General features: G+C 69.1%; 13 protein-coding genes. 3 read left to right on the top strand and 10 right to left on the bottom strand.

The window, feature by feature from the left end; genetic code table 11:
* Positions 1-114: 114 nt before the first annotated feature.
* Entirely contained in the window at positions 115-1,278 is a 1,164-nt protein-coding gene (locus R8G01_08030) for a BMP family ABC transporter substrate-binding protein (GenBank protein MDW3213926.1), read from the bottom strand.
* 171 nt (positions 1,279-1,449) lie between these two features.
* On the opposite strand from R8G01_08030, the gene R8G01_08025 reads away from it, so the two are divergent.
* Together R8G01_08025 and R8G01_08020 are read left to right on the top strand one after the other, a co-directional pair.
* Positions 1,450-2,208 (top strand): enoyl-CoA hydratase, encoded by a 759-nt coding sequence (locus tag R8G01_08025; GenBank protein ID MDW3213925.1) that lies wholly within the window; start codon positions 1,450-1,452, stop codon positions 2,206-2,208.
* A 195-nt stretch (positions 2,209-2,403) separates the two neighbouring features.
* Positions 2,404-2,724, top strand: a complete 321-nt coding sequence (locus R8G01_08020) for a hypothetical protein (protein MDW3213924.1) — start codon at positions 2,404-2,406, stop codon at positions 2,722-2,724.
* Between the two features lie 44 nt (positions 2,725-2,768).
* On the opposite strand, the gene R8G01_08015 is transcribed toward R8G01_08020, so the two are convergent.
* Genes R8G01_08015 through R8G01_08000 form a run of 4 tightly spaced genes read right to left on the bottom strand, consistent with a single transcriptional unit; the run spans position 2,769 to position 5,629 of the window.
* On the bottom strand, positions 2,769-3,380 hold the full coding sequence (locus R8G01_08015) for a GNAT family protein (GenBank protein MDW3213923.1): 612 nt from the start codon (positions 3,378-3,380) through the stop codon (positions 2,769-2,771).
* A gap of 25 nt (positions 3,381-3,405) precedes the next feature.
* Positions 3,406-4,347, bottom strand: a complete 942-nt coding sequence (locus tag R8G01_08010; GenBank protein ID MDW3213922.1) for a DUF501 domain-containing protein — start codon at positions 4,345-4,347, stop codon at positions 3,406-3,408.
* Positions 4,344-5,036, bottom strand: coding sequence for an SRPBCC family protein (locus R8G01_08005; GenBank protein MDW3213921.1), 693 nt, complete (start codon positions 5,034-5,036; stop codon positions 4,344-4,346). Before R8G01_08005 ends, R8G01_08010 begins: the two co-directional genes overlap by 4 nt.
* Positions 5,003-5,629 carry a nucleotidyltransferase family protein gene (locus tag R8G01_08000; protein ID MDW3213920.1) on the bottom strand — a complete coding sequence of 209 codons (627 nt, stop codon included), beginning with the start codon at positions 5,627-5,629 and terminating at the stop codon, positions 5,003-5,005. The genes R8G01_08005 and R8G01_08000 overlap by 34 nt, the downstream gene beginning before the upstream one ends.
* Before the next feature lie 182 nt (positions 5,630-5,811).
* Between R8G01_08000 and R8G01_07995 the strand changes: the two genes are divergently transcribed.
* Positions 5,812-6,537, top strand: coding sequence for a C40 family peptidase (locus R8G01_07995; GenBank protein ID MDW3213919.1), 726 nt, complete (start codon positions 5,812-5,814; stop codon positions 6,535-6,537).
* On the opposite strand, the gene R8G01_07990 is transcribed toward R8G01_07995, so the two are convergent.
* From R8G01_07990 to R8G01_07970, 5 genes are read right to left on the bottom strand one after another with little or no spacing between them, the layout of a single operon-like run.
* Positions 6,502-7,311: an XdhC/CoxI family protein gene (locus R8G01_07990; protein ID MDW3213918.1), complete on the bottom strand. Its 810-nt coding sequence runs from the start codon at positions 7,309-7,311 to the stop codon at positions 6,502-6,504. The two genes, R8G01_07995 and R8G01_07990, sit on opposite strands and share 36 nt — an antisense overlap.
* The gene (locus tag R8G01_07985; protein ID MDW3213917.1) at positions 7,308-7,625 is read right to left on the bottom strand and encodes an XdhC family protein; all 318 of its coding nucleotides are present in this window, start codon (positions 7,623-7,625) and stop codon (positions 7,308-7,310) included. The genes R8G01_07990 and R8G01_07985 overlap by 4 nt, the downstream gene beginning before the upstream one ends.
* A 45-nt stretch (positions 7,626-7,670) precedes the next feature.
* Positions 7,671-8,795 carry a VWA domain-containing protein gene (locus tag R8G01_07980; protein MDW3213916.1) on the bottom strand — a complete coding sequence of 375 codons (1,125 nt, stop codon included), beginning with the start codon at positions 8,793-8,795 and terminating at the stop codon, positions 7,671-7,673.
* Positions 8,792-9,691 (bottom strand): MoxR family ATPase, encoded by a 900-nt coding sequence (locus R8G01_07975; GenBank protein MDW3213915.1) that lies wholly within the window; start codon positions 9,689-9,691, stop codon positions 8,792-8,794. Before R8G01_07975 ends, R8G01_07980 begins: the two co-directional genes overlap by 4 nt.
* A 19-nt stretch (positions 9,692-9,710) precedes the next feature.
* Complete coding sequence (locus tag R8G01_07970; GenBank protein MDW3213914.1) at positions 9,711-11,150, bottom strand: FAD-dependent oxidoreductase; 1,440 nt, start codon at positions 11,148-11,150, stop codon at positions 9,711-9,713.
* Positions 11,151-11,172 lie beyond the last annotated feature (22 nt).

The following is an 11,172-nucleotide window of genomic DNA, read 5'->3' as shown; positions in this document are numbered from 1 at the left end:
AGGGATGATCTTCAGGGTGCTTCGTCGTGGAAACGACGAAGCGGAGGCCGAACTTAGTCGACCTCCGCTCCATCGGTTACTTCGAACCCGACCCGGGAGCGGGTCGGGTGCTGATCAGGCGCCCTCTGGCGTCGTCGGCACCTCGATGGCGCCGTCGATGATCTGCTGCTTGTAGTCCTCGATCGTGGTGATCTGCTCATCGGTGAGGAAGTCACCCGACGTCGAGTAGCCGACGCCGTCGACCGCGAGGTCGTACACGACGTTGCCGCTGGTGAACGAGCCCTCGGCCTGATCGGCCGTGATCTCGTAGACGGCGTTGCCGACCTGCTTGAGCATCGACGTCAGGATGAACTCCTGGACCTCGGGAGCCGCGGTCAGGTACTGGTCGGAGTCGACACCGATCGCCCAGACCTTCGAGCCGGAGCTCTCGGACTGCTCGGCGGCGGCCTCGAAGAGGCCGGCACCCGAACCGCCGGCGGCGTGGTAGATCACGTCGGCACCCTGCTCGTACATGGCGAGAGCGATCTCACGCGCACGGTCCGGGGCGACGAAGCCGTCGAAGTCGGGCGCCTGCGTGATGTACTGCGGGATGATCGTGATGTCGGGGTTGACGGCGTGCACGCCGGCCTCGAAGCCTGCCTCGAACTTCTCGATCAGACCGAAGCCACCGACACCGCCGATGAAGCCGACCGTGTCGGTCTGCGTGTTGAGCGCAGCGGCGACACCGACCAGGAACGAGCCCTGCTCTTCGGCGAAGGTCAGCCCGGCGCAGTTGTCGCAACGCGGGGCGGGGCCGCCCTCGGCCTCGAAGTCGAGCATCGCGTCGTCGACGACCGCGAAGTTCGTGTCGGGGTTCTCGGCGGCGACGTTCGCGACGTCGTCGGCGAAGAGGAACCCGACGCCGATGACCAGCGCACTCTGATCGGCCTGGAGCTGCAGCAGCTCGGCACGGTCGGAGCCGTCGGCGTTCGGCTCGGCCTCGCTGAACGTGATGCCCAGGTCGGACGCGGCGCGGTCGATGCCCTCGGCGGCCGAGTCGTTGAACGACTGGTCACCACGACCACCGATGTCGTAGGTCAGGCCGACGTTGAACGCCTCACCGGCCGGCTCACCGGTCTCTTCGGGCGCTTCGGTCGGCTCGGGTGCCTCGCCGGTGTCGGCGGTGCTCTCGTCTTCGGTGGGCTCGTCGGCAGGTGCCGCATCGTCGTCGCCGCCGCAGGCCGCGAGGACCAGCGATGCGGCGAGACCTGCTGCAAGCAGTCGCTTGCTCTTGATCATGTCTCCCCCTTCAATGGGACAAATGTGTTGGTGTTCACGTGAACACGCAAAGGCTACCGCGTGGTAGCGGGCGTTCCGTTCCACGTGTGACGGTGGCTGAAGGGTTCCGATCCGGCCGGCGCGGTCGATGCCGATCAGGACCGCGGCGCGGCGGTTTGGCAGACTGCCGGCATGGCTTTGGTACTGACCGAGATCCGCGACGGCGTCGCCCTGCTCACCCTCGACAATCCGGATGAACGCAACACGATGACGTCGCCGATGGTCGACGAGATCGTGGCGGCGGTCGACGCCTTCGAGGCCGACGAGCACGTCGGTGCGATCGTCGTCACCGGAGCCGGATCGGCCTTCTGCGCCGGCGCCGATCTCGGCAACCTGCAGACAGCCACCCGAGAGAGTCTCAGCAAGGTCTACGAGGGGTTCCTCCGCATCGCCCGCAGTCCGCTGCCGACGCTCGCAGCGGTCAACGGGCCCGCCGTCGGTGCCGGGATGAACCTGGCGCTCGGCTGTGACGTGCGGATCGCTGCACACCGGGCCAGGTTCGACACTCGGTTCCTGCAGATCGGTCTGCACCCAGGCGGCGGGCACACCTGGATGCAGCGCCGGATCGTCGGGCAGCAGAACGCGATGGCGGCCGTCGTGTTCGGCCAGGTCCTCGACGGCCAGGAGGCCGAGCGGGTCGGCCTCGCCTACAAGTCGGTGCCCGACGACGAACTGTTGGCGGCCGCCCACGAGTTCGCCCGCGGTGCAGCCACCGCACCCCGCGAGCTCGCGATCATGACCAAGCAGACGATCCGCGACATGGCCGACATCGCGACCCATCCGGATGCGGTTGAGCGTGAGTTCGAACCCCAACTGTGGACCGTGCAGCAGCCGTGGTTCGAGGAGCGGATCGCCGCGCTCAAGGCCAAGATCTCCAGCCGCAAGCGCTGACGGTCGGATCCGGGCACCATCCGTGCGCCCGGGTCGGACCGCGCAGCGTGAGATCTGACATCGTGATCGCACGCTGCCCGGTCAGCGCGATGAATTCGCGCAGAACTGTTACCAAAGACCCTGGAACCAGGGTCTGAACGGTGGGCTACTGTTGCTCAAGGGGAGACACAAGCAACCACCACCAGGAGGTAGCCAATGAGTCAGCGTCACCGCACTGCAGAAGTGCCGTTGCCGCCCAAGCAGGAACTGCGTGCCCACGCCCACAGCGAGCGGCACCGGATCCATGTGGAACTCAACCAGGTCGCACAGGAGGTGAGTGGGGGCCTCGACGCCGAGGATCTCCACGAGCCGGGTGCCGCATGGAAGCCGACGCACCATCACGACGCCGAGGTCGCCAAGACCAAGGTGGCGAAGGCGAGTCGGAACCGGCGACACTGGAAGACGAAGATGTGGAAGCGGCGCACCAAGATGCGCCAGGAGCGCGCCGAGGCCTTCCGCCTCGCCGGCGACCTCTGAACTTCCGGGAATCCGTCGCCTGATCGCCGGAGGGCCCGCGAGGGTCAGCCGGCGATCCAGGCGGCCGTCAACTCGTCCGAGCGGACGGCCCATTCCTCTGCGGTGATCGCGTACCGCACGTGGTCCTCCCACGTGCCGTTGATCTCGAGGTAGCGCTCGGCCACGCCTTCGTTGCGCAGTCGGAGCTTCTCGACGACCCGCCGGCTGTTGGCGTTGCGCGGCACGATGCAGATCTCGAGGCGATGGAGCTGGAGTTCGTCGAACGCGAACTTCGTCACGACGGCGACCGCCTCCGACGTGTAGCTGTGACCGGCGCGCGCCTGGTCGATCCAGTAGCCGATCGTGCCGCTCTGCAGTGCACCGCGGGTGACGTTGTTGAGGTTGACCTCGCCGGCGAACTGCTGGTCGATGAACAGCCCGAACGGGTACGCATGGTCGGCCGCTCGTTCGCGATCGCGAGCCGAGCAGCGAGCCTCGAACGCCGACCGGTCGCGCGTTGGATCGGGGAGCGTGGTCGAGCGCTGCGGCTCCCACGGGACGAGCCAGGCCTCGTTGCGGAGACGGACCTCGCTCCAGGCGGCGAAGTCGCCGGGTGCCAGGGGCCGCAGCATCACCCGCCGGCCGAAGAGTCGCAGTGGGGAGTGTCGACGGAGCATCGAGGCGGGATGTCGCACGTCGGACTCAGTGGGTGACTCGCAGCCGAACGGCGTCGAGGTGAAACCGGCGCATACACGCCTGCACGATGCAGCTGGTGGCGATGATCGTCTCCACGGCGTCCGACGGTAGCCCGGGATTGTCGGCGCGGTCACGCGCCGGCTCGGTGGCGACGAGCCGGAACACTTCCTCCGCGTCGTCGCGCGGGTAGTCGTGATCGCCTGCGTCGAGTCGGCGACCAGCTTCGAGGGCCGCCAGCGCATCGATCATCGGGCCGGTGAACGTCCACCCGACGGCGGCGGCGACGTCGGGGTGGAGGCGGAGCAGGTCGTCGAGATGATCGTCGATCGTGCCGAGCGCATTGGTGAGCGCATCCGGTCGCGGAGGATCGTCGTCGGTGAACCAGCGGTCGGTCAGGTTGCGGTGGCCCCACGGGATCTCGTGGGTGGCGTCCGACACGGCGACGACCGTGCGGTCGGCCCGGATCGCGACCTCGACCTCGACCTCGCCTGACGGCCCGGATGGTCCGGCCAATTGCTGTTCGATCCAACGGCCGATCGGGTCGTCGCCACCGGCGAGGTACCAGCCCCAGTGGGCGTGCAGGCACTTGACGCCGACGCGGGTGCCGCCGACGCCGCCGCTCGGGCGCGGGCCCTCGTGGTCGTCGGGGATCGCAGCGTCGCGTTCGGCCGCATAGCGGTCGTGGGCGGCGGCCAGTTGGTCGGGGTCGACGGCCGCCTCGGCCGCGTCGACGCCACCCATCGATTCGAGCCGACCGATGCGCTTGATCTCGGCCGGTCCGATCAGCCAGTAGCGGGTCGGCATCGGTGTGCCGTCGTCGAGGAGTGGTGCGTTGCGCAACACGACCGGGTCGCCCTGGTCGTCTCGGACGACGATCTCGTACCGGCCTCGCGGTTCGCGCCCGAGCAGCGCTCGCACGCGCTCGTGATCGTCGGCGCCGGTGGTCACCGCTTGCGGCGCAGCAGGAGCAGCAGGAGCAGCGCGATGAGCGCCACCGGAGCGGCCCGCTTGAGCAACGCCGGCCCGGCCATGTCGGCCATGTCGATCGGCTCGGCGGCGGGGCCGTTGATCTTGCGGACCGACGGTTCGGCGGGTGCGGCGGGGGCCGGGGCGTCGGCCGCCGGTGCCTCGGCGGCCGGAGCGTCGGCTGCCGGTGCCTCGGTGGCCGGGGCGGGCTCGGTGCCCTCTTCGTCGAGCATCGTGTTGAGGTTGCCGGCGAACTGGTCCATCAGCTTCTTGCTGACATCGCCCATGATGCCGCGCCCGAACTGGGCGACCTTGCCGGTGATGTGGAGGTCGGCGGTCACGGTGCACTTGGTGCTCGTCGGTGACAACGACTCGGCCACGGCGTAGATGTCGGCCTCGGCGTTGCCGCGGCCGCCGGTGTCCCGGCCCTTGCCGTGCAACTTCGCGGTGTGCGCGGCGTCGTCGCGCTCGACGAACTTGGCCTCGCCCTTGAACTGGGCCGTGACGGCGCCGAGCTTGACCTTGACTCGGCCGCGGTAGACCTCGCCCTCGATCTCTTCGAGCTGTGCGCCCGGCAGACAGGGAGCGATGCGCTCGACGTCGCAGATGATCGGCCATGCCTCCTCGATGGGGCGGTTCACGGTGAATTCGTTGACGATCTGTTCTGCCATGACTCCAGGTCCTCCAGGGTGTCGATATCGGCGGGCGACCCCGGGCAGGGTACCTCCTCCACGAGGTCGGGGCGCATCTGCAGGAGGGAACGTGCCCCCTCGTCGCCGGTCGCGGGGAGCAGCGGCCAGATCGAACGATCGAGACGCACCGGGTTGCGACGCCGACCGGCGTAGGTGGCCACCGAGATCGGTGCCGTGCCCGCCGCGACGCGCCGCCATGCGTCGGGGTCGATGAACGGCTGGTCGGCGAGCCCGACGACGACGGCGTTGACGGCGCGTCGCTCGGCCTCGGCGATCGCGACCTGCAAGGAGGAGGCCTGCCCGTCGGCCCAACCGGCGTGACGGAGGATCGTCACGGTGGGATGCGCCGCACCGAGGTGAGTGAGATCGACCGCCCCGGTGACGACGATCACGTCGCCGACATCGGCAGCGACGGCGTGGTCGATCGCGGCGGCGGCCACGGTGCTGCCGTCGCCGAGATCGGCGAGGAGCTTGTGCGTCGGCCCGCCGAAGCGGGACCCGCCGCCTGCTGCCAACAGCACGATCAGGGTGCGTTCGGCACCGCCCGCGCCTGCGTCGCCGTCGATCGTCATGGTCCGAGTATGCAGCGCTGAGGCTTTCTTGATTCGAGCCGGGAGGTCGACCGGCCGACGAACAGATGTCGATTGTGACGAAGAAGTTGCGACAACGACGTTTTATTACGGTCTCGTGACGATAGCTTCACCTCGTCCCCGTGGCGAGGTGTTGGGCCTGTCACACGGAAGAGAGCCAGAGCATGACTCGAGTACACCCCCCGAAGATCTCCCTGCGGCGGAGCGCGCGGCAGCTCGCCACCGTCGCGGTCGCGAGCGTGCTGAGCTTCGCCGGCCTCGCAGCAACGGCCGACCACGGCGCCGATGCCGCCCCCCGGACCAAGTCGACGGTGATCGCCGACGCCGCCGGGCAGGCCGTCGCCGCACTCGATCGCTGGCAGCAGACTTCCCGCCCGATCGACTACGTACGCTTCGTGCAGCACCGCGACCAGGCGGCCTCGCTGACCGAACGCGACGTCGAACTCGAGCGCGGCTCGCTGCGCGACGAGTGGGCCGGCGTCTCGGTGGCCAAGCAGCACGCGGTGCTGAGCGCCATCAGCCAGCTCGGCGTGCCGTACGAGTACCTCGCCTCCGAACCGGGCGTCGGTTTCGACTGCTCCGGGCTCACGATCTGGGCGTTCGGCTCCGCCGGTGTCGAGCTTCCTCGCGTCAGCCGGGATCAGATCAACGATGCGACGGCGATCGAGCGTGACGACGCCGAAGCCGGTGACCTCGTCTACTACCCCGGTCACATCTCGATCTACCTCGGTGCGTCGACCATGATCCACTCGCCGAACACGGGGAGCCACGTCGAGATCGCCGGGCTGCCCGACAAGTCGTTGCGGTTCGGTGACGCCGAGGCAGCACAGCTCGGTGCTGCGGCCGACGGCGGTTCACTGGTGGATGGGACCCTCGCCGTCACGGAGTGACGGGGTCACCCGTCCGGTCCGCCGGGCGATGATCTCGGCGCAGATCGACACCGCGGTCTCCTCGGGCGTGCGCGCTCCGATGTCGATGCCGACGGGCGACATGAGCCGATCGAGCTGGATCGGGTCGTCGACCCCGGCCTCGGCGAGCCGTTCCATGCGGCGCGCGTGGGTGGTGCGGCTGCCCATCACGCCGATGTAGCCGACCTCGGTCGCGAGCGCCCCCTGGACTGCAGGGACGTCGAACTTCGGGTCGTGCGTGAGGATGCACACGGCATCTCGGGTGCCGAGCTGATCACCCCGATCGTCGAACATGGGGGTCGGCCACGTGACGCGGACCTCGTCGGCCATCGGGAACCGGCGCCGGGTCGCGAACACCTCGCGTGCATCACATACCGTCACCCGGTAGCCGAGCACCTTCGCGACCTTCGCGAGGGCGGCCGTGAAGTCGACCGCTCCGAAGATCCACATCTGCGGCGGTGGCGCCCAGCTCTCGACGAACACTCGCACGATCGGAGTGTCGACGAGGTCTTCCGGCGTGGTCTCGCCGCCCGGTCCGTAGTGGCGGACACCCGACCGGCCGGCCTCGAGTTCCGCGAGTGCGTCGCGGTGGGCGACCCGGTCGAGTTCGTCGTTGCCCAGCGAACCGAGCGGCGAACCGCCCGGCTGCACGAGCAGCTTGGCGCCGACGGCGCCGCCGTCGATCACGGTCACCAGAGCGACCGGTTCCTCGTCGCGGATCGCGGCAGCGAGCGCTGGGTAGATCGGGTCGCTCACCAGTCGAGCTCCTCGATGAACAGTCGGATCGTGCCGCCGCAGGTGAGGCCAACGGCGAAGGCCTCGTCGTCGCTGTAGCCGAACGTGATGATCCCCGCATCACGATCGCCCTGCAGGACCGACAACGACTCGCTGACGACCGCGCCTTCGACGCACCCGCCGCTCACGCTGCCGACGACCTCGCCGACCTCGTTGACGGCCATCGCCGCACCGGGATCTCGCGGGCCGGACCCCTCGATGTCGACGACGCGGGCGAGCGCGACCCGCTTGCCGTCGCGTCGCCAGCGGTCGATGTCGTCCAGCAGGTCCTTCATGACGTCAGTCTGCCTCTCGCCGGGCTCGGATCCCGACTCCGACGGTCACGCGGTGGCGATCTCGCTCGCGAGCCGCTCGATCGCGTCGAGCGAATGGCCCTCGACGAACGCGTCGATGTGGGGGAGCGCGGCCGCCATGCCGCGGGCGAGCGGCGCGTACCCGGGGGTCACCTTGAGCGGGTTGACCCAGATGACCTTGTGGGCCACGCGATGGAGCCGTTGCATCTGTTCGCCGAGCACCTCGGGGTCGCCGCGGTCCCAGCCGTCGGACAGGACGACGACGATCGCCCCGCGGGCCATACCCCGCTGTCCCCAGTCGTCGTTGAACACGCGGAGACCGTCGCCGAGGCGGGTGCCGCCGCCGTAGTCGCTGACGCGCCGTGCGGAACGCCGCAGTGCCTCGTCCGGGTCGCGCGACGACAGTTCGCGGGTCAACCGGGTGAGGCGGGTTCCGAGCGCGAACGCTTCGACCTTCTGCCGGCCGGCGACCGCCGCGTGGACGAAGCGGATCAGTGCCCTGGCGTACGGCTCCATCGAACCGCTCACGTCGAGCAGCAGCACGAGGCGGCGGTTGCGCGTGCCGGGGCGGAGGTGGTGTCGCCGTATCGGTTCGCCACCGGATCGCATCGCCGACCGGACGGTGCGTCGGAGGTCGGGGCGTGACGTGCGGGTGCTCGACGAGGTGAGCCGCAACGACCGCCGTGGCGACCCGACGAGCCGTAGGCGGGCCATCAGCGCCTGGGCCTCGTGCAGCTCGTCGGCGGTGTAGTCGGCGAAGTCCTTCTGCCGCAGTACCTCGGTGGTACTGAAGCGGAGTTCGATGACGGGGTCGTCGGACGCCTCGGCCGCCTCGGCGTCGTCGCCGTCGAGGCTGTCGTCGTCGATCGCCAACGTGATGCCGATCGGCTCCTCGTCGGGGCTCTCGATCGCCCCGGCGGCGGCATGCTCCCAGAACACCGCGAAGGCGCGGTCGAACAGCTCGTGGTCTTCGGGTCGTCTGACGAGTGTCGCCCGGCCGGCCCAGTAGGTCGTGTCGCGGTCGTCGAGTCCGGTGTGCATCAACGCCTCGGCGAACGCGATCGTCGACGACGTCGGCACGGTCAGACCGGCGCCGCGCAGCACGCGGCTGAACGCGACGGCGATCTCCCCGGCGTCGCGTGTGGCCGTCACCGGCTTCGCTCGGCCGCCTGCCGGATGATCGCCGCGAGTCCGTGCTGCTCGACACGATGGTGGTCCTCGCGGTACTTCAGCACCGTGCCCAGCGTCGTGGCGACACTGTGCTCGTCGAGGGTCGTCACCCCGAGCCTGCCGAGCGCCGCGGCCCAGTCGATCGTCTCCGCGACGCCCGGCGGCTTGTAGAGGTTGAGGTCGCGCATGGTCTCGACCGCAGCGGCCACCTCGCGCGCCAGCGACTCGGTGCAGCCGGGCACGCGCAGCCGCACGATCGCGACCTCGCGGTCGAACCCGGGATGCTCGACCCAGTGGTAGAGGCAGCGACGCTTGAGGGCGTCGTGCACGTCACGGGTGCGGTTCGAGGTCAACACCACCAGCGGCGGCGTCTCGGCACGATAGACCCCGATCTCGGGCACGGTGATCTGGAAGTCGGAGAGCACTTCGAGCAGGTACGCCTCGAACTCGTCGTCGGCCCGGTCGACCTCGTCGATCAGCAGCACGGGCGGTGGGCCGTCGCCGTGGCCGATCGCCCGGAGCAGCGCTCGCTTGATCAGGAACCGCTCCTGGTAGAGGTCGGCCTCGACGGCATCGGACGATCGCCCGGCGGTCTCGCCCGTCGCCTCGGCGGCACGCAGGTGGAGGAGCTGTCGGGCGTAGTCCCAGTCGTAGACGGCCTGCGCCGCGTCGATGCCCTCGTAGCACTGGAGCCGGATGAGCTCACCGCCCGTCCAGGTCGAGAGCACCTTGGCCAGCTCGGTCTTGCCGACGCCGGCCTCGCCTTCGAGCAGCAACGGCCGGCGGAGCTCCATGGCGAGGAAGACCGCCGTGGACAGGCCGTCGTCGGGGAGATAGCCGTGCTGTGTGAGTGCGGCGCTGACGTCGGCAGGAGTCACGATGCGAACCTACCCGTTGTCAGCTGTCGAACCCGAGGCCCATCTTGTCGAGCCCCTTGAGCCACAGGTTGCGTTTGCCGGTCTTGTCTTCGCGGCCGAGCGACCACCGGGTCGCCTGGATGCCGACGAACCGGAACGGCTCGGGCGGGAACGGCAGCGGCCGCGACTGGACGAACTCGGTCTGTGTCGCGATCGACCGTCGACCGTGGAGCAGGTCGAGCATCACGGCCGCCCCGAAACGTGAGGCGGCGACGCCGAGCCCGGTGTAGCCGAGTGCGTACCCGACCCGTCCGCCCATCGCTCGGCCCCAGAACACGCTGAAGCGGCTCGACGTGTCGATCGCGCCGCCCCAGATGTGGGTGAACCGGACTCCCTCGAGCTGCGGGAACGTCTCGAAGAAGTGCCGGCTGAGTTTGGCCCACGTCTCCGGTCGGCTCTCGAACTCGGCCGAGACCTTGCCGCCCCAGTAGTAGACGGCGTCGTACCCGCCCCACAGGATCCGGTTGTCCGCGGTGAGTCGGTAGTAGTGGAACTGGTTGGCGAGATCGGAGAGACCCTGCCGGTTCTCCCACCCGATCGATGCCATCTGCTCGTCGGTGAGTGGCTCGGTGACCATGCAGTAGTCGTAGACCGGCGCGATGTAGTTGCCCAGGCGCTTGAGCACCGGCTTGAACGCGTTGGTGCACAGGGCGACCTTGCCGGCCCGGATCGTGCCCAACGGTGTGGTGACCATCACGCCGATGCCGTCGCGTTTCAGGTCGGTCGCCCTGGTGTCCTCGTAGATGCGCACACCCAGCGATTCGGCCGCGCTCTTCAGCCCCCAGACGAGCTTGGCCGGGTCGACGATCGCACAGCCGTTCTTGTCCCACACGCCACCGGTGTAGATCGGGGAGTGGACCTGTTCCTGCATGGCGTCGGCGTCGAGCCACTCGACATCGTGGCCGAGCTGGACCATCAGCTCGTAGTCGTCGCGGATCTCCTCGAAGTACGAGGGAGGGTGGGTGGAGTTCGCGACCTCGATCACCCCGGTCCGCTGATAGTCGCACTCGATGCCGTACCTGGTGATCGCCCGCTCGATGTCGTCGAGGTTGCGGAGGCCGAGTTCTTCGAGGAGTTCGACCTCGTCGGGCCAGCGTGCGCGGGCGTTGGCGATGCCGTGGGTCAGGCTGGCGTCCATGAACCCGCCATTGCGGCCGCTCGCGGCCGAGCCGACGGTCGCGGCCTCGATCAGCACGACGTCGCGCGACGGGTCGCGCTCTTTCGCGATGATCGCGGTCCAGAGGCCGGTGTAGCCGCCGCCGACCACGCAGAGGTCGCAGCTCTCGGTCCGCACCAGGGTCGGATTGGAATCGGGTTCGTTCGCGCCGTCGTACCAGTACGCGTACTGATCGGCGTCGGCGATCGCGTCGAGATGGCGCCGGTCGATCTGGTCGAATGATGGATCGTCTTCGCTGGACATGCCTCACCTGCCGCTGGGTGCC

Source organism: Ilumatobacteraceae bacterium (assembly GCA_033344875.1).
Taxonomy (GTDB): domain Bacteria; phylum Actinomycetota; class Acidimicrobiia; order Acidimicrobiales; family Ilumatobacteraceae; genus Ilumatobacter.
Note: the sequence above shows the minus strand (reverse complement) of the source record. Positions and strands in the feature narration are given on the sequence as shown.

What these genes read in the sequence shown, in the direction of transcription:
- R8G01_08030 (MDW3213926.1), bottom strand. Translation starts at nt 1,278, where the DNA reads ATGATCAAGAGCAAGCGACTGCTTGCAGCAGGTCTCGCCGCATCGCTG.
- R8G01_08025 (MDW3213925.1), top strand. Translation starts at nt 1,450, where the DNA reads ATGGCTTTGGTACTGACCGAGATCCGCGACGGCGTCGCCCTGCTCACC.
- R8G01_08020 (MDW3213924.1), top strand. Translation starts at nt 2,404, where the DNA reads ATGAGTCAGCGTCACCGCACTGCAGAAGTGCCGTTGCCGCCCAAGCAG.
- R8G01_08015 (MDW3213923.1), bottom strand. Translation starts at nt 3,380, where the DNA reads ATGCTCCGTCGACACTCCCCACTGCGACTCTTCGGCCGGCGGGTGATG.
- R8G01_08005 (MDW3213921.1), bottom strand. Translation starts at nt 5,036, where the DNA reads ATGGCAGAACAGATCGTCAACGAATTCACCGTGAACCGCCCCATCGAG.
- R8G01_08000 (MDW3213920.1), bottom strand. Translation starts at nt 5,629, where the DNA reads ATGACGATCGACGGCGACGCAGGCGCGGGCGGTGCCGAACGCACCCTG.
- R8G01_07995 (MDW3213919.1), top strand. Translation starts at nt 5,812, where the DNA reads ATGACTCGAGTACACCCCCCGAAGATCTCCCTGCGGCGGAGCGCGCGG.
- R8G01_07985 (MDW3213917.1), bottom strand. Translation starts at nt 7,625, where the DNA reads ATGAAGGACCTGCTGGACGACATCGACCGCTGGCGACGCGACGGCAAG.
- R8G01_07970 (MDW3213914.1), bottom strand. Translation starts at nt 11,150, where the DNA reads ATGTCCAGCGAAGACGATCCATCATTCGACCAGATCGACCGGCGCCAT.